Below are 22,632 nucleotides of genomic sequence, written 5' to 3'. Positions count from 1 at the left end.
TAATTCACATGATTCGAAGTACTGTAAAATTTCAGTTGATCGCTGTTTGAGTAGTACCAATGATTACCCTTGACTGATATCCCCCTGCCCCTGCTGTATGGCCAACTCATCCCAGGCACCTTTGACGGTATCAATCATCGATCTGGCGGTGTTCAGGGGAGCAAGATCATTATCAACAATGACCGCTGTCAGGCATGCAAGGCAGTGGTCATACAATTCAAGCAATCGGGCTGGCAGTTCATTGGTAGATGAGGATTGCCCCTGCTGATCATCGAACATGGCAAGGGCCTGGTTTCTTAATACCATCAAAATAGACAGGGCGTGATGAATCCGCTCGCCCCGGGCAGCACTGTCATTATTGTGGATATGGCAGTGGCAGCGGTCCAGGTCATCCAGGAATAATTGGTACAACAACGCCGTCTGTTGAAAAGCACTGTCTTTCCGGGCGATATGCCCGTACTGACGCCGGGTGTACTCAGTGGCTGGAGACTTCATAAACGCTCTCTGTTGTCTATAGTGTTGCAGCCTTTAGGAATTGTTCTGAAATAATTTCCACATTTTGAACTCGATTTCCGTTCATCCTGAGCTTGTCGAAGGGTGATTGGCACAATACATGAGGCCGGAGTTCACGCCTTTAGGCCCTATGGGTCCTTCGACAGGCTCAGGACGAACGTAGTTTTGATATTCAGAAATGTGAAAATCATTTCAGGACTGCTCCTGACTTCCCTGTGTTCATCCGTCCCGAGGCTCTATGTTTCTTGTCAACATAATTTTCAACAATTATCAGTGGAAATTTTAGAGCCTTGTTGAAACTTTAAACAAAACGAAACCACTGCCAAGAACCCTAGCCGTTAGCAGTTTCAAGGTCCTCCCTGCATTATCTCAGGTCCTTGATGGCCCAGTGATAAGCCTATAAAGCACTTTGCATTACAGGGGAACGATACATAGCCATATCAAATGCTTTCTTACTACGCCATACGCTGAACGCAATTCGCAGCAGTTTGCGCATCACCGCCACCAAAGCCTGAGTACAACTCATTCTGGACGTGTAGTGCTCATACATTGGTTTAAATGCGCCACGGCAAGCTGACATCGCTACGTTGTACAACAAACGGCGACCTTCGCTTGAACCTTGCTTGCTCAGTCTGCGGCGACCGCGTTTCGTGCCAGAGTCTTTAAACTGCAGATCAAGTCCAAAAAAGGCAATGAATTGATCTCCAGATTTGAAGTCTCCTCTGGCCATTTCGTTGGAAAAAAAGGCCGAACTCAATGCACCAAAGCCCGGAATACTCTTCATCGCCTTAAAGCCTTCCTGTTGCTCCGGATCTTCGTTTTTCATGGTTTCCATGATCTTTTTTTCCAGCTCATCGATCAATTTTTTCAGGGCCTCCAGGGCATCATTGAGCATTGTTAGCTCAACAGGCATTGACTTACACGTCATTGAAATAGCCTGACGATGCCTGACTACTGACGCACGATGGTTCGTTAGCATTTTAATCAGTTCCTGGTTGGCTGTGGCTGGCCTCCAGGGCTTTAGACTGTCATGTTCATTGCTCAGATAACGTCGAATAATTGCAGCATCTGCCTTATCGCTCTTTTGCCGACGACCTATTCCGGCTGCGTAATGATACACAGCCCTTGGGTTAAGTACATAAACGGTATGACCATGCTGGAATGCAACAGAAGCCAGTAATGAGTGGTAACGACCCGTTGCTTCCATGGCAATAGCTGTTGCCCGAGGCAAAGAAGCGACCCACTCTGTAATTGCGGTGAGTGAGTTGTCAATGCGTTCAACAGAACCATTGTGCAGACAAATGTCTAACCATCGAGAAGCCACATCCACACCAACGAAGTTAGTTACCATTTCCATAGTACAGTCCCTGATGTAATCTTTATGCGGATGGGGTGACCACAGGCTGGCGTTAGCTTGCGAAAATTGTCTGCTGCAGGGCAGTAACGCTCCTAATCGTCGCTCATGCTTGTGGGTGGGGACTTCTCAGTCAGTCTGTCCTGAAGGCAGTAAGCAGTCGATGCCCCTCACCCCGTCTCTGTACTTATACAAGTAATCAGAGACAGGTTAAACATACAAGCTTGTCGAAGCCGCTGGCACCACCCTTCGACAAGCTCAGGGTGAACGGAAACAGGGAAATAATTCAGGGACAATTCCTTAGTCTTGTTGCCTGTAATGAACGTCAAATCGCAAAGGTTACATAGTGTCAACATAGGTCCGGTTCCGGTTCATACGCTGTACCGTTTGCTCCATGGTTAAAAACTGTTGATTGGTGCGCTGGTGGAGCAATTGTCGTTTTCTCTCCAGTGCATACTGGTCTGAAGCCAGCCGCTGCAAGTCATGGGACAGATAACTGATTCTCGATAGTAACGGGCCATTGCCAGACAACAGGGTGTCCATTTTCTGGGCCAGCGCCAGCACCGGCTTTTCCCGGTCCGACAGAAACTGCAGCACCTGGTAGGGCATGGCAGTGAGCTGATGGCGAAACCAGGTTTCATCCAGCGACCATAAACCGTTGCGCTCAGTACTGACCCCAAGATCCAGCAAACTGGTGATCTGCTCTGAATGGCTTAATCCGGCATCTGTGGGCGTGGCGTTGACCAGTTTTCGTAACTGGCCGGAGATTCCCCTGAGGGAGGCGGGTGATCCGGCATCGATCTGCAGACCTTTGCTGTCCCTGGGATCACTGGTTTGCAACAGGCTATTGCAGTTATTGATAAAAGCTGACATGGCACTGACCAGTGCCTCAACATCCTGGCTGACCTCAATGTATAACTGCCGGTCAGGATCGGCCTGCTTCAGGGTCAGGCTGAGCCCGTTAATGGCCTGCTGGTTGACGTTGCCGGGCAAATAGAGGGTGACACCGTTGATAGTAATCAATGCATCAGACGGAGCCACCTGCTCTGACATAACCTCTGCCAGCCAGGCTCCGCTGCCGGTGCCATTGAGCGCCATACGCAGGTCCGCCCCTTTTTCTGCGCCGGTCAGCAGCAGCTGTTGCCCCTCTTTGCCATTAATGACCGTTGCCCGGATTTTCCCCTGGGTGCTCAGCTGAATGGATCGGGCGAGGGTTGCCAGGGTACTGTTGGCAACAATATTAACCTTCCAGCGACCACCATTCAGCGCCATATCCAGCGTACCGGCTTCTTTCAGGGTAGTGTCTCTGGCAAACGGCGGGCTGACCAGAATTTGCGGTGAGGCCAGCTGGTGGACCGACAGCTGATAACTGCCGGGATCAGGGCGACCTCTGACGCTGACGCCAACCCGGTCGGACTCACTGGAAACCGCAACCCAGCGGCCAAGCGTGTGTCCATTGCCGTTACCGTTACCATTGCTGCTGTTAAGGCTGGCTTCCTGAACCAGTGCCCGGGCGGAGTGCTGCAGATTATTGACGGCCTGATAGACCGATACCATCAAATCCTGCTCCCGGGACAGCTGATCTTCCCGCCGTTTCAGGGCATTTTCCGAGGGACTCATTTCAGCATTGACAACGGCATCCACCACCGTGCCGATATCAAAACTGCCCTGGAGCGGCGCTACAGTGTTCATTCAATGAACCATTAGTTCAACCATTAGTTCAATAGTGTCAGGACATCCTGCTGCATAATGTTGGCCCGGTTCAGGCTGGAGATGCTGGCCTGTTTCAGCACTTGCTCACGGGTCAGTTGGGCCATTTCCGAGGCGTAGTCGGTATCTTCAATCCGGCTGCGGGAGGCCATCATATTCTCCCGGACATTCTGCAGGTTGTATATGGTGTGCTGGAAGCGGTTCTGAACGGCACCCAGTGTGGCCCGGTTGGCATCAATATTAGCGATAGCCTCGTCAATAATCTGGATGCCCTGCTGGGCTCCGTTGTAGGTACTAATATCCAGCGTATCAACGGACATATCCACAGCGCTTCCCTGTTGTGCGGAAACAGGCGTACTGGATGCTGGCGTTATCAGGTTGCCAGTACTGTTGAGGGTGTACGAAGCGGAGGAGTCTATCCCGATCCACTGAATGGCGCCGGTTGCTGTCAGCGGGGTGTTCACCGTCATGGTGACAGGGTCACCGGGTACCGGTGTAGTGCCGTCGTATTGTTGAGTCATTACCGTTGCAGCTACTGTAAAATTGCACCCACTTTTGGCGGTTGGGGTCGAGGACGGTGTTTCAGAGGCTGTGCCAGCCGTAGATGGAGAAGATGTAGACGATGCAACCGCTAAGAATCCTTGCTCCCCATCTGCCGGTGGGGCACCAGCAAATACAGTAAGCACCATGTTGGCCCCACTGGGATCAGTCACGGTAATACTGGAGCCTGAGGCGGTGGCTTCGATATTGTTCGCCTGCAATTGTGTGGCGAGACTAGTCACTGCGTCTGCAATCTCTGCTGCAGTGTTAACCGAAGTCACTGTCGTGTCGTTTACCGTCAGGCTGATGGTGTCCCCTGCTTCAACTTTAGTGTCGGTAAAATCGACAACCGCTGTTGTTTTTGACAGACCGGAAAGTTCGGGTACATCTTCTGATACGGCAGTAACAATATCGCTGGCGCTGGCCCCGGCCAGAATAGGTACGATTGTCTCCTTGCCATTAACGCCGACAGTCAGGTTTTGTGCAGCAACCCCTGCATCTGCAGCAGCCGGTACGCCAAGGGAGAAACCAGTGAAGGTCAGCTCAGTGCCTACCAGCCCCAGATCGCTGCCAATAGCGCTGTTAACTGAAACGGGGATTACTTCATTGGCATAGGCACCCACCTGAATATTTTTGGTCACGAAGGTTCCGTTCAGCAGGCTTTGCCCGGCAAACGTGGTGGTCTGGGCTATACGATTCAGCTCGGCAACCAGCTGCACCACCTCTTCATTAAGCGAAAGCCGGTCTTCGGGACTATTACTGTCGCTGGCGGACTGCACTGCCAGATCCCGCATGCGCTGAAGCAGCGAGGTGGTTTCACTCATGGCGCCTTCGGCGGTCTGGGCGATGGAAATGCCGTCGTTGGCGTTGCGTGCCGCCACCGTCAGGCCGTTGATCTGGGAGGTCATCCGGTTGCTGATTTGTAAGCCGGCAGCGTCATCAGCGGCACTGTTGATGCGATAACCGGTCGAGAGCCTTTGCATCGCCGTATCAAGACCGTTTTGAGCCCGCTCCAGGCTCATCTGGGCTTGCAGTGATGGAATATTGGTGTTGATAGTGATGGCCATAAAACGCTCCTAGAGATATTTAAACAACGACAGATTCTCTACCTCAGAAAGCCCTTTGAGGGCGGCCTCATACTGTACTTTCTGCCGGGTCAGATTGCTGATCGCGTTGGCGTAATCCAGATCGTCCAACTGAGCCACCTGTTCCTGAAAGTACAACCCGGCCTCTTGATGATCACTGCGAATGCCTTCCAGTGCTTTCATCCGGGTTCCCAGCGCGGCATGAACGCTGTCAGCCTGATTTTGTGCCTGGTCAAGCTGTTCCAGGTAACCGGCAATCAGCGTTGACAGGTTGGTGGGTGGAGCCTGAAGTGTCTGCTCTATCTGACTCAGCATGAGGATTGCATTAAAACCTGATTCACCGTCGTTCACAGTAAAGCACAAAGCATCCGCACTGTCCGTAGACGACATTGTTATATCAGAGGCAACTGTTATTTGCCGAATGTCGTTATTGGTATTAAAAACAAACGATTCACTGCCATCACTGGCGGTAGTGACCGTCACCGGCGGCGTGCTGGTCTGGGAACCGGCAAACAGGTAATAACCTTCGGCATCACGGGTGTTTAACAGCCCGATTATGGCGTTGCGCCACTGCATCACCTCCTGCCCGAGGGTAGCGAGGTCCACCGCAGCCAGCGCGGGGTTGTTGGCCTGCAGCACCAGTGAGCGGATATCCTGCAGATAGCCGGTGTAACTCTGCAACAGGGTATCTTCCAGTTGCAACTGGGACGTCAGGGCAGTAATGGTATTCAGATAGTGGTTCGTCTGGCTGATCTCCCTGTTGACACTCTGCAGTTGCGTCCAGTTGCCCGGTGCCTGTGCCGGTTGGGTAATCTGTTTGCCGGTAGCGACCTGGTTCCAGCCTTCCAGCTGGCGCTGACTGATGTTCTGCACATCCTGCAAAATCATGGCCTGCTGTTGTGCTGTACTTACCCGCATGTTGATGTTCTCCCGGGGCAGTCAACCCGATGGCCTCGTTCCCACGGTCCCCCGTGGGAATGCATACCGATCCCGCCACACATACCCTACTCGCATGGAGCCCCCGAAAACCCTACCAGGCAGTGGCTCTTTTCGCATGCTGCCAGATCCGGTATGCATTCCCACGCGGAGCGTGGGAACGAGGTGTCCGGAGGGTTTTCGCTCCCCTCCGGAGCGTGGGAACAAGTGGTGTCTGGACTCGTTCCCACGGTCCCCCGTGGGAATGCATACCGATCCCGCCACACATACCCTACTCGTATGGAGCCCCCGAAAACCCTAACAGGTAGTGGCTCTTTCTCATGCTGCCAGATCCGGTATGCATTCCCACGCGGAGCGTGGGAACGAGGTGTCCGGAGGGTTTTCGCTCCCCTCCAGAGCGTGGGAACAAGTGGTGTCTGGACTCGTTCCCACGGTCCCCCGTGGGAATGCATACCGATCCCGCCACACATACCCTACTCGCATGGAGCCCCCGAAAACCCTACCAGGCAGTGGCTCTTTCTCATGCTGCCAGATCCGGTATGCATTCCCACGCGGAGCGTGGGAACGAGGTGTGTTCTCCCGGGGCAGTCAACCCGATGGCCTCGTTCCCACGGTCCCCCGTGGGAATGCATACCGATCCCGCCACACATAACCTACTCGCATGGAGCCCCCGAAAACCCTACCAGGCAGTGGCTCTTTCTCATGCTGCCAGATCCGGGGTGAGTAGACCTGCCCGGTCACCCGGGCAAGCCCCTCCTCAGAACCGGACTTGCGGAATTACCGCATCCGGCTCCCGATAGACCCGTGTCCCCACACATGTTCGGTGAGACCGGAACATTGACACCGTTTTCCAGCTCTCTGGATACGCCAACACTTTAAGAATTTTCACCAGCTTTCCCCAGCTCAAGTATCCTTTTCCTCCCTGACGATTAAGCCATCTGTGGATCGTTCGTTTGCCTTGCAGAATGAACTGCCTGACCCGTCCTTGATTGTCTGTGATCCCATGATAGTTGATCCATCCCTTGATCCCCCGGTAACTGTTCAGCACCCCCACATAAATCTGACTCTTGATCACATCTCTCCAGCGCTGAACTGCCGGGCTATCTGCCAGGTTTTTACCCGATCCTGCAATTTCGCCCAGCCTTCCCATACCACTAACCAGCCGGGCTGCCCTGTATGCTTTGAATCACCCCAACCACCAAGCCGAGCAATCGTTTGAAGCAGCCAAGTGACTGTTGGCGGCTTATCGGGCAACGCTTTTTTTTCATAGGTTAGCCAGAGAACCTGCCATTCATCATCACTGACCACCTCATTCGCGAGTGTTTTTTCACTCCAAAGCTTTCTGTCTTTGTGCTGCCTGTCATTCGGTAACATTAATGCTTCACGGATTTGCATTAGTCTGACAGCGACAAACATTAATATGACCGCAAGTCGTTCAATGTTATCCGGAGATTGCAGACGAAGCCTTTCTACTCCTGCTCCCGATTTCCAAGCCTTATGGAACTCTTCTATTCGCCATCGGAGCTCGTAAAATCGAATGATAGAGCGACAGTCTTCGAATGTTTCAATATCTTCAGTTGTCAATAGTACCCAGTGCAAACGGTCTTCGGAGTCATTGCCAATCTCTTCAGCCGACACAATATTCATAGTTACCGGTTCCGGCCTGCCGCCTGGCCTTTGCGGCGCCTGTATTGTCATCTTCTTTCTTTTGACCTGCAGCGTTGCCTTTCGCTTCTTTCTACCTCCTTTTTGAGGAACCACTATCGTATATTTCCCCAACACTTCAGTCTGAGCTAAGGAATCAAATAATAAGAGTTCGCCATCCACCAGGATTCTGTTTTGTGTAGCTCTTACAACAAACCGCTGTCGGTTATCCAGTTTGTAGTGCATATATTCGTATATATCCGCCTCCCGGTCGCAAACACTGATGATGTCAGGCATTTTACCCCCCATCCTTTGTTCTGTGTTTTCAGAGGCTCTTTGCCACTTAAAGCTTTCCTTTCCCTCGTAAGGTAGCTGACGACGTTGGTTCTTTTTCCCCCGCTGAACGTCCTCTCTAACCCATCGTTCTTGATCAATAAGCCCAATGCTTCGCTCTGTATCCGCATCAACCAAGAAGACAGAGTGGACGTGGAATCCTCTGGTTTTAGAGCCTTCAGGACCTCCAAGATCACCAAGCTCGGATCTGACAGCATGTTTATAACCCAGGGTTGTTGTATCTTCGAGAGCCAGAAGTAGGCGAGACTGTCTCGCTATTTTGGCAGTTGCCTGAAAGCCTGCCTCAGCTATTGCTTCAGGCTTTACGGCCTCATTCTCAATCAGCCGGTAAGCTCCAGTTACCAGTGCGGTATAACCTTCGCATGAAGATGACAAAGAATTACCGGTATGAGCTGAAAGCTCGGCAGCAACTTTGACAAGTCGTTTTGTACGTCGAGTATCACCCAAATCAGCACATCCAAAAGTTAGTTCTGACCATGGTTTAGGAGAAAGTGGAAGCATGACCTGTTTTATCAGTGAGAAATGATAGAACAAGGTAGCTATTTGTGATCAAGAGACAGGCCTTTGCTCAGTGCTGAATAGTTACATCCCCCGAATCGCTCTCTTCAGCGTTTGCACACGGTCAGAACTCAGGCGCTTCCAGAGGAACTCCCTTAACCCTTTGAGCTTCGATGCAAAACGATCTTTACGGCTGGTGAACTTCAGTCGCCAACCACCTTTTCGCATCTTACCCCAGTAACAGGTGAACCCCAGGAAGTTAAACGTCGAAAGACGCTTACCTGATTGATTGGCCCTCTGAGCTGCAATCCATCCTGCAGGAATTATCTGCGATTTCTCTCTATGCAACTCCAGACCAAACTTCTCTAACCGTTTTGGCAACACTTTATAAAAGCGCTCTGCTTCACTGGCATCCCCAAAAAGGAATACCATATCGTCAGCGTACCTCACCATTTCCGCCCGCCCTTTGATGTGAGAACGGCTTACCTCGGCAAACCATTCATCTATCACGTAGTGCAGATAGATATTGGCCAGCACTGGCGACAGGATAGCCCCTTGCGGACATCCTTCCCGATTGTCGGATACTTGCTTGTTCCATCACAGGTGCTGTAATCAGGACTTCTATCAGCCTGAGAAAACGCTGGTCTGATATCTTCATTCGCAAAATCTTCATCAGCTCCCTGTGAGGAATTCTGTTGAAGTACTTGCAGATATCAATTTCTACCACAGCACCATCCCGAATTCGGGAACTGGACTGCAGCAAAGTCCTCAAAGCATCGTGACAACTCAAGCCGGGCCTGAATCCGTATGAGCACGGTAGAAACAGCGGTTCGTATATCTTGCCAAGGATTTGACTGGCTGCAAGTTGCACCAGTTTGTCTTCAAAGCAGGATATGACCAGTGGCCGTTTGCTCCCATCCTCTTTCGGGATTTCAGTGACCCTCGCGGGTTTTGGCCTGTAAGTCCCACGGCGAATGCGCTGGAGAAGGTGTTTCAGATTTTCATCCAGTTTTACGCCGTAAGTCTCCTTTGTCTCACGGTCAATACCTACGGCTTTATTCCCGTTCAACCGATGGAATTGCTCCTTCAGCATGTCAACATTTAGCAGGTGACCAAGGTTATTGAACACCATTTGTCTGTCGTATGCCGATTTCTCACCTATGCGCTCAAGTTTCGTTAACCATGATTGTCCGTCGTTGCTGAGTACGGTCATTGTTTCTCTCTCACGCTCGATCTATCTGCCAGCCCTTCGCTCCACGGTCGTTACCCGCTTCATCACTACTATGACTGACTCCGACTTCCATAGAGCCATCTGTAAAGCCTCGTGTTTTGCACTTGTACTTAACATACTCAATCCTTTGAGAGCCCTATGGATCTCCTGGGTTCAGTCGTATATCTCTATAAACTCGCCGACGCCTGCGACTCCGGAGGGTAGTGCTGTTCGGATTCCCAGATTGACCTTACACAGCACTCTTGGGCCTGCTGCCTGCATAAGAGCATCGGCACCCACAACAAGTGGTATTTCGGAGCTGTCACGTTCACCATTTGGTTTCGGCTCGGATATTTCGCTGTCTACGCTTCATCACTTTCGTTACCTTCAGCAACGCAAGACTCGCTATACGGTGGAGCTGGTTCTCCTTCCGCAACGGGACTTTCACCCGCAAGATATACGCCGCTTATCCCAGCGCACTATGCATTCCCACGCGGAGCGTGGGAACGAGGTGTCCGGAGGGTTTTCGCTCCCCTCCGGAGCGTGGGAACGAGGGGTGGCTGAAGGTAGGCGCATCGGTCTCACCGATAGGCGGCCAGCAATTCATCAATAATCATCTGGCTGGTTCGTAACAGCCGGGCATTGGCCTGGTAGAACTGCTGGAAGCGCAGCAGATTAGCCGCTTCTTCATCCAGATTGACCCCACTGAGATTCTCCCTTTCGGCAACAGCCGCCTCAAATAAACTCTGGCTGGTTTTCTGTTGTCGTGTAGCGGCAGCCGTCTGGTTGGCAACAGACGACTGAAGCAATATATTAGCCTGCAGTAGGTCGGGACAATTGGTAGAGTCACCGTTCAAACAGTCCAGCAGTGCCAGCAGATTCCGGTTGTCGCCGGGGCCTGAGCCCTGTGCCGCCAACGCCAGCTGATCCGGGGCGTCAAGGACAATACTCAGTTGTGTGGCTTCATTACGCCAGGGGGTCAGCAGGAACTGATCATTAATGGCTGGTGTTCCGGTCAGGTGAATGGTCAGGCCATCAATGGCAAAAGGTGTTTCTGCCGTCAGGTCACCGCTGAATGATTGTCCGTCTGACAGTCGGGTTACCCGACATTGATCAGCAGCAGTGAAAACCAGTTGGTATTCTGTTGGGATCAGCTGTGCAAGATCACTGATTGCAACGGTCAATGCCTCGGTCCCGGCAACCGTTTCCGGCAGGACCCGCTGCTGCATGGCCGATGTCGAGTTGACCTCCTGAAACAGCGGCGTGCCTTGATTACCGGCCGGGTCAACACCCAGCTCCAGCTGTGAGTTCACTTCCGAGGCCAGCACCACCGCCATCAGCCCCAGCTGATTGATCACCGGCATCAGCCCATCCCGCTGGAGCGTTTGCAACCCGGCCAACTGGCCCTGCTGTGGTGTTACCGGCACAGAGACGCCGGGGGTATTGACCATGACACCGGGTATCATCGGGTCGGTAGCTTTCGGGTTGATGCTGAGATCAAAATACTGCTGGCCCATGATCAGAGGAATATCCCCCTGGCTGGAGGGAATCACCAGGTTGACAGTGTTATTGCTGTTGCGATAAACCTCCACCGATACCTGGGCCGACAGCTGATTAATCAGGTCGTCCCGCTGGTCCATAAGGTCGGCACAGTTGCTATTGCTGCTTTGATTATTGGTATTGGTCCCGGTATTGGTGTTACTGACTTGCAGGCCGGACAGTTCGATGATCTGTTTATTCAGCTCGGCAATGGCGGCACCCAGTCGATTGGCCTCGGTAATGACATTGCTGATCTGACTGGTCTGTTGTTGCGAGATAACCTGCAGCTGCTGGCCCAGGGTATTAAACCGGTCCACCAGTTGTCCGGCACTGCCCAGCCATTGCTGTCTGAGGGGCAGCGACTCCGGGCGCGTTTCCAGCCGTTGCAGGTTACCGATAAAGCCATTGAGCACATTGGTTAACCCGGTATCATCCCCGCCGAGCAATTGATCCAGCTGAACCATGGGTATTGAGAAGCTGTCTGCCATTGCCTGGCTGGCACTGGCGCGAAACACCTGGTCATTAAGATAGTCATTCGAGACCCGCATCAGATAGAGTACCCTGACGCCACCCAGCTGGTTCTGTAAACCGCTCCAGTGGCTCTGTTGGGCAATCAATACGGGCAGGCGTCGACTGAACCAGGGGGTTTCGGCATTGGCGATGTTATGGGCGGTATTATTTAACAGAATATCCGCTGCATTCACCCCGCTCAGCCCGATATGGTTGACGGTCATGATGGGTCACCGGACAGTTTTTCTGCCAGCCGCTCTGCCAGGCACTGGGCCAGCAACGCCCCGGCCAGTTCGTTGTGAAACAGCGATGCTGTGCCGTTCTCCTTGCTTGAGAACTGCCCTGAGCCCGATAACAGCCCTGAGCCCGTGAAAAGCCCTGAGTTTTTCTGGATATGACGGGTCACTTCCCCCAGCAACACCCGCATAACGTCGCTGGATGAGGTTTCGGCATTACTGTTGCTGCCGTTGACCGGCCTGCTGTCTCCCACATCAGGGATCAGTGAGGGAGCAGTGAGTGGCGTGATAAGCATGGACAATCTCCGGTTACATGATGACCAACTCTCCCTCCATGGCCCCGGCTTCATGGATAGCCTGAAGAATTGAGATCAGTTCATTGGGCGTCAATCCGGCACTGTTCACCACATTAACAATATCGGACAGGCTGGTGGTGGCAGGGATAATAAACATGCCACCGGTTTTTTGCGTGATGTCGACGGTGCTTTGCTCCTCGATTTGCGGGGACCCAAGGGTAAACGGGTTGGGCTGGATGACGCTGGGACGTTCCAGAACCTTCACCGTGGTGGAACCATTGCTCACGGCCACCGGCCGAATGCGCACATCGGCCCCGATAACGATGGTTCCGGTACGGGAATTGATCACTACGCGGGCCGGCATGACGCCCTGCGGGACATCCAGAGTCTCCAGCATGGACAGAAACGTCACCCGGTTATTGCGCCCCCCGGGGACCGTGACTTCAATCTGGCTGCCATCCACTCCCCGGGCAATATCACTGCCAAAGCGATCATTGATGGCCTTGACCAGCAAGCGGCTTTGGCTGTAATTCTGTTCCCTGAGATTCAGTCGTACCACACCCGGTGTGACTTCTGGAGGAATGATCGACTGCTCAATGGTGGCACCTCCGGGAATACGTCCGACCGTCGTTGTATTGATATTAACCTGTGTCCCGGTGGCACCCTGGGCAGAAATGCCGCCGACAATCACTGAACCCTGGGCCAGGGGCATACACCTGGCCATCAATACCCCGTAACGGGGATGCCAGCAGCACACCACCACGGAGACTTTTTGCGTCACCAATGGAGGAAACGACCACATCGAGGGTGGTTCCCGCCCGGGCAAAGGTGGGCAGGTTGGCACTGACACTCACAGCCGCGACATTTTTCATCCGTGGATCACTTCCCTGGGGTAGCTGAATACCAAACTGGCGCAGCATATTGATCATGGACTGACTGGTGAAAATGGTTTGCCGGGTCTGATCGCCGGTACCCTGCAAACCAACCACCAGACCATAGCCAATCAGCTGGTTCTTGCGTACACCTTCTATATCCACCAGGTCTACCAAACGGACGGCCTGAGTGGGTGCAGGCAATACCAACGCCGCCAGTAACAACCAGATCGGGAGTCTGTCCGAGCGTAGCGCCTGTAACGTGGACGACAGAACATTGAGGATCAATAACCGGTTTTGTAAGGTCAACCGTAACGGGATTTGCCAGACAAAACCGATTTTTTCAGACCCGTTGGCGCCCACCCCATTGGCAACCACACCAGTGGCGCAGTGCATTCCCGGACAGCCCCCTGACCTGCTCAAAATGGAAACCAGCTGCTGTTCAGAATACGGGAGAACCAGCCCTGGGTGTTGGTTTCCGCCAGATCACCCCGGCCGGTATAACTGATTTTTGCCTGGGCCAGACGCAGCGAGGAGACCTGGTTATCCTGGGAAATGTCTTCAGGACGAACCACACCACTGACAAAGACGACTTCGTCCCCCTGATTAAGCCGGAGCATTTTACTGCCCTTGACCACCAATGCGCCGCTGGGCAGCACTTTTTGCACGACCACGGTCACCGAGCCGGTTAACTGATTTTGCTGGGAAGTGGACCCTTTACCGTCAAAGCTTCGGTTGCCGCTGATTTGCATGTCCAGTTTCGAGTAAGTTTTCCCGAAGACCGTGGGCGGCGCGATGTTAGCAGCGCTATCTTTGCCCAGACTGGTATTGGCTTTTTTACTGGAGCTGGTCATCTCCTGCAGGACAACGGTCAGAATATCCCCCGGGCGATAGGCTTTCAGATCATCAAAAAGGCGCATACTGCTGGCATAGGTATAAAGACTGCCCGGTGCCGGGGCCGGGGGAGCCTCCAGGGCACGGGTAAGCAATGGTTCATTGTCATCACCGGAATCGGTCAGGGGCTGGTTCTGTGGCAATACCACCTGACAGCCCGGCAACCCGACCACCAGCACGGCAGCCAGTCCGTAAAACGTCAATGTGGTCAAGGTGACAGTTTTACTCATGGGTCAGTCCGGTTAACTGCTTTTCACCAGATATTCCTGGGAATTACTGGCCACATCGATGGCCCTGGCCTGCATTTCATAAGCCCGCTGAATCATGATCAGATTGACCAGCTCCTCCACCACATCCACGTTAGAGGCTTCCAGGGAAAACTGGCGGATTTCGCCCAGGCCATCGGTACCGGGAATGCCCTCCACGGGGGTGCCGCTGGCAGCGGTTTCCACATAGAAGTTATCGCCTATGGCCTGCAGCCCCATGGGATTAATGAAGTTAACCAGGGAAATCTGTCCCAGCACCTGGGGGTCCGGGGTACCGGGCATGGCCACGGATACCGTACCATCCTGGCCGATAGTGATGTTCTGGGCTTCCATCGGGATGGCGATTACCGGCTCTATCGGCTGGCCGGTGGTCGTGACGATAGAGCCGTCGGCGTTGAGCTGCAACTGTCCGTTGCGAGTATAAGCCGCCTCTCCGGAAGCTAATTGCACCTGCAGGAAACCATCGCCCACAATAGCCATATCCAGCGCATTCCCGGTATTCTGAATATTGCCAGTGGTGAATATTTTCTGGGTGGCGGTGATTCTGGCGCCAGTACCCACCTGCAAGCCGCTGGGTAGCTCATCCACACTGTTGGCCATCGCTCCGGCCTGCTTCAGGGTGGTATAAAACTGATCCGCAGCCACCACCCGTTCTTTTTTATAGCCATAGGTGCTGATATTGCTGAGGTTCTGGGAAGCGGCCATCATTCTGGCATCCTGCAGGGTCAGGCCGCCCTGGTTTATCCACAGACTGTTCATGGGGACTCTCTTACTTAACTGATAAAGCCTTGAACCACAAAGGCACGAAGACACAACGTTTTTTCAGTTGTCCGGGCTACGTTCTGCAAAGAAAAGGCTTCCTTTGTGCCTTCGTGTCTTTGTGGTTCCCTTCTTCTCAAGGCCCAGGAGGCCTCCTGGTACATGGTTTCAATGAGTTTGACGTGTACAATCTCCGTTCACCCTGAGCGCCCTTCGGCTTGGCTCAGGATGCACGGACGAAGGGTGCTTGGCACGATCTATCAGAGTCCGGAGTTTCCGCCCTTCGTCAGGCTCAGGACGAACGGAGTGCGGAGGCACGTCAACCCGTCAAACTCATTGAAACCATGTACTGGCGCTACCGCCTCGCGGACAGGTTCAACAATTCATTACCGCGTCCTGCCATCTGATCAAAAGCCGATAACATCCGGACATGGAGATCCATGGTTTTTCCAGATTCCACTACATTCAGGTACTCTGTCATCAGGTCAACATTGCTCTCTTCAAGCGCCCCGCTGACCATCTGAACCTGTTGATCCGGTACTGGTGCCCTGCCATCCGCCAGCCTGAACAGGCCATCAGGACCCCGAACCAGGTTTTTCACGGGAGGATTGGCAAAGCGGATACGCCCTACCTCTTCAACCTCCTGACCACCAGCAGGGATGATACTGACAGAACCGTCATTGCCAATGGTCAGCTGACTGAAGGCAGGAATCGTCAACGGCCCCGCCTGTCCCATGACGCGGGCACCATTGCCGGTCAACACCTCACCGGTTGCGGTCAGACTGAGTAAACCGTTGCGGGTCAGCCCTGCCTGCCCCCTGGCATCTTCCACCACCAACCATCCGGCACCGTCAATGGCTATATCCAGCTGGCGTCCGGTGGGTTTCAGAAAGCCGCTGGTAAAATTAGTGGCAGCCTGAAGGGAAAAGGCGGGAACCCGATGTTCGGCCATGGCAGTCTGTTTCAGTTTCTGGGCAAATACCGAGTCGCCGCGATAGCCGGGTACCGACTGGCCGGATAAATTACCGGCAAATACCGACAGGCTTTGCCAGATTCGTTCGGCACTGGCGGTGGTCATCTGCATTCCGGAAAACATGGACAGGTTCCCGTCAGGTGAGATTGATCAGCGTTTGTGTCAGGACATCTTCTGCCTGGAATGCCTTGGCACTTACCTGAAAGTTGCGCTGGGCAAGAATGACATCCGACAACCCGGTGGCCAGATCCACATTGGACTGTTCAACGAATCCCGCATTAACAGCGCCCGTACCATTAAGGCCCGGTGTACTGAACAGCGGAGTACCGGAAACCATAGACGACATCCAGGTATTATTCCCTTGCACCACTAACCCGTTGTCATTTGGAAAGGTAGCCAGTGCTACCTGTCCAAGAACGTATTGCTCACCATTGCTGTAGCTACCCTGTAGAAAGCCGTTTTCGCCAAAACTGACCTGGTTAAGACTGCCCGCCATTTGCCCGTCAACCACCAGGGGACGAAATGACGAGTCAATGGCAAACTGGGTGATACCGGAAAAGTCCATGGCTACGGGCTGGAAAACGGCACTTGAGGTCAGTGCTGGTGGTGTCAGTGAGAACAGTGCATCGGCAGGTGTCGTCAACAGGCCTGAGCTGTTGAATGTCATCTCTTCTGTTTGTTTGAGGGACTGCCCATCCACTTGAAATTCAAGCAGCCACTGACTGGTTGCGGTTTTGGTGAAATAGGTGCCCAGGGTATGTTGTCCGCCCAGGCTATCGAAAATATTCAGTGCTCCGTACCAGCTGAAGGTATTCGTGTCGGAGGGGTTAAGGGCAATCGTTGTACGGTTAATCACCGGTTCACTGGCATCGAGGTTAATGGTCGCTGAGGCATTGGTGGTCGCCTGGCCCGGCCGATCGGCCTGACTGATCTGCAAGTCAACCAGTTTGGAGGTATCAACCGTACCCTCACTGTTTACCCCATAGCCCCGGAGACGATAACCGCTGGGGTTCACCAGATAATACTCCTGATCCTGATTAAACATACCTGCCCGGCTGTAGAGCTGCTCACCATTATTACTGAGAATAAAAAAGCCTTTACCATCAATACCCAGATCATAAGCATTACCCGATTGGGTCAACTGTCCCTGGGCAAACTGCTGCTGGGTCGCCAGCAGCCTGACCCCGGCCATATCCACCGATGAAGTTCCCGCCTGGGCATAGACATCACCAAGAACCGCCCGGAACGACTTATAACCATTGGTTTCCGAATTAGTCAGGTTCTGGCTGGCTATCTCCAGCTGACTCTGGGCTGTATTCATGCCCGTAATACTGATTGACATCGACGTTTACCTCAGCGATTAGGCAAAAACAATCAACCTTCTGGTCGGGTCACGGAACGAATTCTGGACAGTGCGACTGGCTCCATGGCCTCAAGCCTGATCTGTGGTGTCTGATCAGTGCTGTTGAAAACAATACTGTTGGCTTTACTGATCAGTTGTACAGGAAGTACACCGGATTCACTGTCATCACGACCATCGATGATACTTTTCAGCCAGTAATGGCCATGGGGCAGTGAGCCAAACAGTTGATCCAGTTTTTTCCTGATCGGGGTACCCGGTGGCTCATTGCGACGCCCCTGGTAATGGGCTTCTTTTACCGCGACGCCATTGTGATCCGTGAGCAAAAAGCGCAGCACGTGCCCGGCACCGGGCGAAGGAAACGACAGGGATAATTTATTGCCATCCCCATTGAATGAAAATTGCCCGGCATCAATAGCGACATCCTGCCCCAGCAGTGCCGTAGCATTGGACAGATGGGCGGCATTGAACTGATCGCTCAGCTGGCTGATACCGACGTTGATATCCCTTAATTCTGAGACAGATGTCATGGCCGCCAGCTGATTCAGCAGTTCACCACTTTCCATCGGTTCCAGTGGGTTCTGGTTTTTGAGCTGGGTAATCAATAACGTCATGAAGTTTTTGCTTAAGGCACTGGTAATACCAGAAGAAGGCGACGATGAAATATTGCCTCCGTTGACAGGTGTTTCATGTTGAATGGATGAAATCATAGTGATGACCAAATGTTACAGGACTTGTTCCCACGGTCCCGAGGTTGTCGCAAAACCCTGCGGACACTCTGGACATCTCGTTCCCATGCTCTGCGTGGGAATGCATACCGATCCCGCCACAAATACCATACTCGCATGGAGCCCCCGAAAACCCAACCAGACAGTGGCTCTTTCTCATGCTGCCAGATCCGTATGCATTCCCACGCGGAGCGTGGGAACGAGGTGTCCGGAAGGTTTTGCGACACCCTCTGTGCGTGGGAACGAGTAATAAACTCATTGAAACCACGTACTAGTTATGAACACTAATCAGTTCCAGTGCCTGACCCTGCATTTGACGGGCACTGGTAAACACCGAAACCGCCGCTTCAAAAGACCGGGCGGCTGAAATCATGGTCGACATCTCTTCCACTGTACTGATATCCGGGTAAAACACCTCACCGCTTGTGTTGGCCAGGGGGTGGCCCGGCTGATAACGCACCTGGGGCGGGGATTTATCGTTGATGATACTGGCTACCTCAACGGTAAACGCCGGAATATTCGCTCTGGCAGCGGAGCCCGCATCCACGGTTCTGGCCTGAAGCAGCACTCGCCCGGGCTGCAAGACCTCTGCCGCCGAAGCGGCTGGTATCTCACTGTAAGAGAGTGCCTCGGCCACCATCGTCATTCGGGTTGCCTGGGCGACCATGGCATAACCAGACATAGCCTGAACCAGTTGCAGACTCATGGGGTACTTGCTCGCTTCATCAAATTAACAGTTATGACGCCTGGCCCCGAACTAACGGCCGCTAATCACCTTATCCAGCATGCTCAACCGCTCCCGCATTAACGACAGGCTGATATGGTAACCGGCCATCGACTGTGCGAGTCTTGCCTGCTCCAGTGCCAGGGATACATCGTTGCCATTTTCCGAGGCAATATCCCCTGAATTTTTAAAGGCAATGGACAACTCAACATCAGTTGTTCGATTCGGAGTGATATGTCGTTTATCTGAGACAGACATATCCTGAGATAAACCATACTTCGAAGAGTAGAAGTTCAGGCTAGCTTCGAGTGTCCGGTATTGCGGTGTTTCAATATTGAAAATATTGCCTGACTGAATAGCAATCTGGGAACTTCTGAGTTGCGCTACTCTCGGGTGTATACCCATGGCAGACTCAAATGAAATCAACATACGTGCTATCTATTCGTCTATATTAAGTCGTGTATAAAGCATAGTCCGTTGTCGTAGAAAATGTATTTATCAGTAAAATATTTTATTCCCGGCAGAAAACTATCAATAAGGCGCTTAATCAGGCTTTTAATCAGGGATTGCTTCGTGCTTTCCCTGTTACTCGGCTTACTCAACATTGAGTGTATTGCTGACGACTATTCAGTGACATGCACACAGACCAGTCCGCCATCTGATCAGCGCGTTCAAGGGGAGATCCTCGATCAGCTTTGCCAACATTCGATCTCATTGGCCAAACGTTTTAAAGGCAGTAATCCCCGGGTGGTTTTGCGGCATAAAGAGCGCTGGCAGCAACTGCCATACTGTCCGGTAGCACTCGATATTCGCTTCTCTGCCATGGCCCAGAACGGCAAGGTGCCATTACTGATCAGTTGTTCTGAACATGACGGCACCCCGGAACAACGCTGGAAACAACGGCTGGCAATCGGTGTTGATTTTGATGTAGCGGTACTGCTTGCCGACAGGGATATCAGCCGGGGTGAGGCGTTGTCGGGAACAGGACTGCCGGGGCCAACAAAATCGCCGGGGCTGAAAAAATCAAAAGTTCCTTTCAGTGCCATGAAACCCAATGTTTTTCAGGATAATGTTTCCGGATACATCACTACCCGAAAAATCAGCGCTGGATCTGTCATTACCACGGATATGGTAAAAAAAGCCAGTGCTATCCGTCGCGGACAACAGGTAACTATTGCCGTGCAATTAAAAAATATCGAATTAACCACCACTGGTGTCGCAATGGAAAACGGATATGTGGGCGATATTATTCTGGTTCAGAAAGAAAATGGCAGACCGGTCAAATGCCGGGTAATCAATGAAGATGAGGTACGTCCTGTTGGGGGTGAGAGGCGGTCATGATGCTCGATGATAAGTCACAAGATGAGTCACAAAAGGAGTCACAAAATGATGGCACAAAGCAAAAAGAGCGCTCACAACTTCAGCGGTTACTGCACAATCTGGAGAGGCTGTTGAGTCTTCAGGCTCAGGAAATAGCCAGAAAGAATATTGAGTCTGTCGTTCAATTATCAAGCGAATGTGTTGATATTTGCCGACAGTTGAACCCCATCTTAACCACTTCTCGTCAGGATGAAATAACAAGTGATGTTACTATTGAGGCGATTGAAATAGATCGATTAATCCGGTCCTGCCAGGCGCTGCAACAGCACAATAGCCATGCACTGGCAAGACTCGCCAGTTATTGCAATACATTTATCGAGTTGCTTCGTGGACCGCCCTTGTCCTACGGTAAAAATGCCACTGTCACCTACCCGTCCAGTGGTAAAACATTGTGTAAACTGTAAAGCATAAACTGTAAAACAGGAACCACTGACGTTCCTTCCTGGCTCAATAAAATTGATGTTTCAAACCCCGTTCGCACAAGCAGAGTCGATGTAAGATGTCTCCATCCTTCGACTTCGCCAGGATGAACGGAGCCTGTCAAAAGCATGAAAAAATTCTGCAGACTCCGGGGTTATTGATATTGTTTGTACCGCTGGCGCAATCGTTCAAGTCGATGCAATTTCACGGTTGTTTCTTGCGAAATAGCCCTAATTGAGTCGATCTGTTGTGCACGCGCCTGGATGCACAGCTGCCAGCTATTCAACAATTGCCAGTGAAACATCGCCCGGTTGATGACTTGTATGCCGGTACAGTGTGACCCGGTTTGAGTAGGATAAGCCACTGTTGAACTGCCTGCAGCATCGAGTGTTTCGATTAATCGGTTATGTTTTTCCAACACTTTGAGCTGGCGACTGATATCACTCAGTCGCTGTTGATGTTGCAGTGATTCAAGATTGATTAAACGTTTAACCAGCTTTTTACTGATGGCCATGATGAAGTCCCGAAATCAGCACTTTTAGCTGCTGAACACTGTCTTCCAGCGTCTCTCTTTCTTCGATACTTTGCTGCAAATAGCCAAGCATGCCCGACTCTGCTGCCATGGCCATATCCATATCCTCGTCATTACCCGGTTGATAGACCCCCAGTAATTTTAATTCATTCCCTTCCCGGGCTTTTTCTAATAGACGTCGGAAGGTTAACGACATCTTGAGATGTTCATCGGGTACTGATTGCGGCATGGTCCGGCTAACAGAGGTTACCACGTCAATGGCGGGATAGTGTCCGGAGATGGCCAACTCATGGCTGAGTACCAGATGGCCGTCCAGAATCGCCCGGGCGGACTCACCGATGGGATCGGTATTTTGGTCCCCCTCCGTCAGAACAGTGTAACAAGCGGTTAATGAGCCACTTGCTTCATAGCCATTACCGGCCCTCTCAACTAACCGGGCAATCATATTAAAAACGGAAGGTGGGTATCCTCTGGCTGCAGGTGGTTCACCCGTAGCCAGACCGACTTCCCGCCGTGCCTGGGCGTAGCGGGTCAGGGAGTCCATTAACAACAGGGTATGATGCCCGGTATCCCGATAGTACTCCGCAATACGGTGTGCCACGAGCGCCGCTCGCAACCGCATGACCGGTGAATGATCGGCAGGGGCGGCAACAATCACTGAGCGCTGAAGACAATGGTCATTGATATTCTGCCGGATAAAATCACCAACTTCCCGCCCCCTTTCACCAATGATGGCCAGCACCACAATATCGGCACTGGTATTTCTGGCAATCATACCGAGCAGGGTACTTTTGCCTGAGCCACTCCCGGCAAACAGACCAATACGTTGACCTCTGCCAATGGTCAGTAATCCATTAACAGAACGTATACCGACGTCTAATGGTGTACAAACCGGGCATCGTTGCAGTGGGTTAATAGGATGGCTATGAAGACGGATAGTCGTGCTGCCTTTAATCTTTGCCTTGCTATCCAGTGGCCGGCCTGCGCCATCAATCACCCGTCCCAGCAAGGCGTCACCCACAGAAACGGATGAGTTATCCCCCATGGCTGTCACTCTGGCACCAGGGGATAATCCGTCATGGTATTCCATCGGCATCAGGAGCAGCGTGTTTCTGTTAAAGCCAACAACTTCTGCTTCTACCGTAAGCCCATCGCTTCCCTGAACCAGGCAACGTTGACCGGTCTGCATTCTGCAGCCCGCCACCTCCATAATCAGCCCTGATGCCTTGATCAGTTGACCGGACGATCGCTGAGGTGTGAGCATGGTGACCTGTTCTCCGGCAGACATCAATTGTCGGA

21 protein-coding genes and 1 pseudogene are annotated in these 22,632 nt (G+C 52.4%); 2 read left to right on the top strand and 20 right to left on the bottom strand.

From position 1 onward, the window contains the following. Positions 1–63 precede the first annotated feature (63 nt). The 18 genes and pseudogenes from fliS to MJO57_RS08950 all read right to left on the bottom strand — a co-directional run bounded on the left by fliS (position 64) and on the right by MJO57_RS08950 (position 19,259). Entirely contained in the window at positions 64–495 is a 432-nt protein-coding gene (gene fliS / locus MJO57_RS09040) for a flagellar export chaperone FliS (RefSeq protein ID WP_252024693.1), read from the bottom strand. A gap of 415 nt (positions 496–910) precedes the next feature. Further along, positions 911–1,870, bottom strand: coding sequence for a transposase (locus MJO57_RS09035; RefSeq protein ID WP_252020861.1), 960 nt, complete (start codon positions 1,868–1,870; stop codon positions 911–913). A gap of 336 nt (positions 1,871–2,206) precedes the next feature. Further along, the gene (gene fliD / locus MJO57_RS09030; RefSeq protein WP_252024691.1) at positions 2,207–3,559 is read right to left on the bottom strand and encodes a flagellar filament capping protein FliD; all 1,353 of its coding nucleotides are present in this window, start codon (positions 3,557–3,559) and stop codon (positions 2,207–2,209) included. Positions 3,560–3,582: 23 nt separating this feature from the next. Beyond that, on the bottom strand, positions 3,583–5,184 hold the full coding sequence (locus tag MJO57_RS09025; protein WP_252024689.1) for a flagellin: 1,602 nt from the start codon (positions 5,182–5,184) through the stop codon (positions 3,583–3,585). Positions 5,185–5,193: 9 nt separating this feature from the next. After that, positions 5,194–6,120, bottom strand: coding sequence for a flagellin (locus tag MJO57_RS09020; RefSeq protein WP_252024687.1), 927 nt, complete (start codon positions 6,118–6,120; stop codon positions 5,194–5,196). 1,089 nt (positions 6,121–7,209) lie between these two features. Continuing rightward, on the bottom strand, positions 7,210–8,637 hold the full coding sequence (locus MJO57_RS09015) for an IS4 family transposase (RefSeq protein WP_252017676.1): 1,428 nt from the start codon (positions 8,635–8,637) through the stop codon (positions 7,210–7,212). A gap of 81 nt (positions 8,638–8,718) precedes the next feature. Further along, positions 8,719–9,727, bottom strand: a pseudogene (locus tag MJO57_RS33200) (reverse transcriptase domain-containing protein). A 698-nt stretch (positions 9,728–10,425) separates the two neighbouring features. After that, positions 10,426–12,117 carry a flagellar hook-associated protein FlgK gene (flgK, locus tag MJO57_RS09000; protein WP_252024681.1) on the bottom strand — a complete coding sequence of 564 codons (1,692 nt, stop codon included), beginning with the start codon at positions 12,115–12,117 and terminating at the stop codon, positions 10,426–10,428. Then, positions 12,114–12,425, bottom strand: coding sequence for a hypothetical protein (locus MJO57_RS08995; RefSeq protein WP_252024679.1), 312 nt, complete (start codon positions 12,423–12,425; stop codon positions 12,114–12,116). Before MJO57_RS08995 ends, flgK begins: the two co-directional genes overlap by 4 nt. Positions 12,426–12,438: 13 nt before the next feature. Continuing rightward, complete coding sequence (locus MJO57_RS08990) at positions 12,439–13,149, bottom strand: flagellar basal body P-ring protein FlgI (RefSeq protein ID WP_252024677.1); 711 nt, start codon at positions 13,147–13,149, stop codon at positions 12,439–12,441. Next, positions 13,067–13,720 carry a flagellar basal body P-ring protein FlgI gene (locus tag MJO57_RS08985; RefSeq protein WP_252024675.1) on the bottom strand — a complete coding sequence of 218 codons (654 nt, stop codon included), beginning with the start codon at positions 13,718–13,720 and terminating at the stop codon, positions 13,067–13,069. The genes MJO57_RS08990 and MJO57_RS08985 overlap by 83 nt, the downstream gene beginning before the upstream one ends. Then, a complete protein-coding gene (gene flgH, locus MJO57_RS08980) occupies positions 13,717–14,421 on the bottom strand; it encodes a flagellar basal body L-ring protein FlgH (RefSeq protein WP_252024673.1) in 705 nt (234 codons plus the stop codon). The genes MJO57_RS08985 and flgH overlap by 4 nt, the downstream gene beginning before the upstream one ends. Positions 14,422–14,433: 12 nt before the next feature. Next, a complete protein-coding gene (gene flgG, locus MJO57_RS08975; RefSeq protein ID WP_252024671.1) occupies positions 14,434–15,216 on the bottom strand; it encodes a flagellar basal-body rod protein FlgG in 783 nt (260 codons plus the stop codon). Positions 15,217–15,571: 355 nt separating this feature from the next. After that, complete coding sequence (locus MJO57_RS08970; RefSeq protein WP_252024669.1) at positions 15,572–16,294, bottom strand: flagellar basal body rod C-terminal domain-containing protein; 723 nt, start codon at positions 16,292–16,294, stop codon at positions 15,572–15,574. 31 nt (positions 16,295–16,325) lie between these two features. Next, the gene (locus MJO57_RS08965; RefSeq protein WP_252024667.1) at positions 16,326–17,531 is read right to left on the bottom strand and encodes a flagellar hook protein FlgE; all 1,206 of its coding nucleotides are present in this window, start codon (positions 17,529–17,531) and stop codon (positions 16,326–16,328) included. A 32-nt stretch (positions 17,532–17,563) separates the two neighbouring features. Next, positions 17,564–18,259 (bottom strand): flagellar hook assembly protein FlgD, encoded by a 696-nt coding sequence (locus MJO57_RS08960; RefSeq protein WP_256493259.1) that lies wholly within the window; start codon positions 18,257–18,259, stop codon positions 17,564–17,566. A gap of 289 nt (positions 18,260–18,548) precedes the next feature. Continuing rightward, positions 18,549–18,983 carry a flagellar basal body rod protein FlgC gene (locus MJO57_RS08955; protein ID WP_252024663.1) on the bottom strand — a complete coding sequence of 145 codons (435 nt, stop codon included), beginning with the start codon at positions 18,981–18,983 and terminating at the stop codon, positions 18,549–18,551. Between the two features lie 51 nt (positions 18,984–19,034). Continuing rightward, a complete protein-coding gene (locus tag MJO57_RS08950) occupies positions 19,035–19,259 on the bottom strand; it encodes a hypothetical protein (protein ID WP_252024661.1) in 225 nt (74 codons plus the stop codon). Positions 19,260–19,574: 315 nt separating this feature from the next. Between MJO57_RS08950 and flgA the strand changes: the two genes are divergently transcribed. After that, positions 19,575–20,342 (top strand): flagellar basal body P-ring formation chaperone FlgA, encoded by a 768-nt coding sequence (flgA, locus tag MJO57_RS08945; protein ID WP_252024659.1) that lies wholly within the window; start codon positions 19,575–19,577, stop codon positions 20,340–20,342. Further along, positions 20,339–20,785 carry a hypothetical protein gene (locus tag MJO57_RS08940; RefSeq protein WP_252024657.1) on the top strand — a complete coding sequence of 149 codons (447 nt, stop codon included), beginning with the start codon at positions 20,339–20,341 and terminating at the stop codon, positions 20,783–20,785. Before flgA ends, MJO57_RS08940 begins: the two co-directional genes overlap by 4 nt. Before the next feature lie 170 nt (positions 20,786–20,955). On the opposite strand, the gene MJO57_RS08935 is transcribed toward MJO57_RS08940, so the two are convergent. After that, the gene (locus tag MJO57_RS08935) at positions 20,956–21,315 is read right to left on the bottom strand and encodes a hypothetical protein (protein ID WP_252024655.1); all 360 of its coding nucleotides are present in this window, start codon (positions 21,313–21,315) and stop codon (positions 20,956–20,958) included. Further along, positions 21,302–22,597 (bottom strand): FliI/YscN family ATPase, encoded by a 1,296-nt coding sequence (locus MJO57_RS08930; RefSeq protein ID WP_252024653.1) that lies wholly within the window; start codon positions 22,595–22,597, stop codon positions 21,302–21,304. The genes MJO57_RS08935 and MJO57_RS08930 overlap by 14 nt, the downstream gene beginning before the upstream one ends. Between the last annotated feature and the right edge of the window lie 35 nt (positions 22,598–22,632).

This window comes from Endozoicomonas sp. SCSIO W0465 (genome assembly GCF_023716865.1).
Classification (GTDB): Bacteria; Pseudomonadota; Gammaproteobacteria; order Pseudomonadales; family Endozoicomonadaceae; genus Endozoicomonas.
This window is presented reverse-complemented; position numbering and strand designations above follow the sequence as displayed.

Excerpts from the sequence above, each read along its gene's own strand:
- fliS (WP_252024693.1), bottom strand. The coding sequence starts at position 495 with ATGAAGTCTCCAGCCACTGAGTACACCCGGCGTCAGTACGGGCATATC.
- MJO57_RS09035 (WP_252020861.1), bottom strand. The coding sequence starts at position 1,870 with ATGGAAATGGTAACTAACTTCGTTGGTGTGGATGTGGCTTCTCGATGG.
- fliD (WP_252024691.1), bottom strand. The coding sequence starts at position 3,559 with ATGAACACTGTAGCGCCGCTCCAGGGCAGTTTTGATATCGGCACGGTG.
- MJO57_RS09025 (WP_252024689.1), bottom strand. The coding sequence starts at position 5,184 with ATGGCCATCACTATCAACACCAATATTCCATCACTGCAAGCCCAGATG.
- MJO57_RS09020 (WP_252024687.1), bottom strand. The coding sequence starts at position 6,120 with ATGCGGGTAAGTACAGCACAACAGCAGGCCATGATTTTGCAGGATGTG.
- MJO57_RS09015 (WP_252017676.1), bottom strand. The coding sequence starts at position 8,637 with ATGCTTCCACTTTCTCCTAAACCATGGTCAGAACTAACTTTTGGATGT.
- flgK (WP_252024681.1), bottom strand. The coding sequence starts at position 12,117 with ATGACCGTCAACCATATCGGGCTGAGCGGGGTGAATGCAGCGGATATT.
- MJO57_RS08995 (WP_252024679.1), bottom strand. The coding sequence starts at position 12,425 with ATGCTTATCACGCCACTCACTGCTCCCTCACTGATCCCTGATGTGGGA.
- MJO57_RS08990 (WP_252024677.1), bottom strand. The coding sequence starts at position 13,149 with ATGGCCAGGTGTATGCCCCTGGCCCAGGGTTCAGTGATTGTCGGCGGC.
- flgH (WP_252024673.1), bottom strand. The coding sequence starts at position 14,421 with ATGAGTAAAACTGTCACCTTGACCACATTGACGTTTTACGGACTGGCT.
- flgG (WP_252024671.1), bottom strand. The coding sequence starts at position 15,216 with ATGAACAGTCTGTGGATAAACCAGGGCGGCCTGACCCTGCAGGATGCC.
- MJO57_RS08970 (WP_252024669.1), bottom strand. The coding sequence starts at position 16,294 with ATGACCACCGCCAGTGCCGAACGAATCTGGCAAAGCCTGTCGGTATTT.
- MJO57_RS08965 (WP_252024667.1), bottom strand. The coding sequence starts at position 17,531 with ATGTCAATCAGTATTACGGGCATGAATACAGCCCAGAGTCAGCTGGAG.
- MJO57_RS08960 (WP_256493259.1), bottom strand. The coding sequence starts at position 18,259 with ATGATTTCATCCATTCAACATGAAACACCTGTCAACGGAGGCAATATT.
- MJO57_RS08955 (WP_252024663.1), bottom strand. The coding sequence starts at position 18,983 with ATGAGTCTGCAACTGGTTCAGGCTATGTCTGGTTATGCCATGGTCGCC.
- MJO57_RS08950 (WP_252024661.1), bottom strand. The coding sequence starts at position 19,259 with ATGTCTGTCTCAGATAAACGACATATCACTCCGAATCGAACAACTGAT.
- MJO57_RS08940 (WP_252024657.1), top strand. The coding sequence starts at position 20,339 with ATGATGCTCGATGATAAGTCACAAGATGAGTCACAAAAGGAGTCACAA.
- MJO57_RS08935 (WP_252024655.1), bottom strand. The coding sequence starts at position 21,315 with ATGGCCATCAGTAAAAAGCTGGTTAAACGTTTAATCAATCTTGAATCA.
- MJO57_RS08930 (WP_252024653.1), bottom strand. The coding sequence starts at position 22,597 with ATGCTCACACCTCAGCGATCGTCCGGTCAACTGATCAAGGCATCAGGG.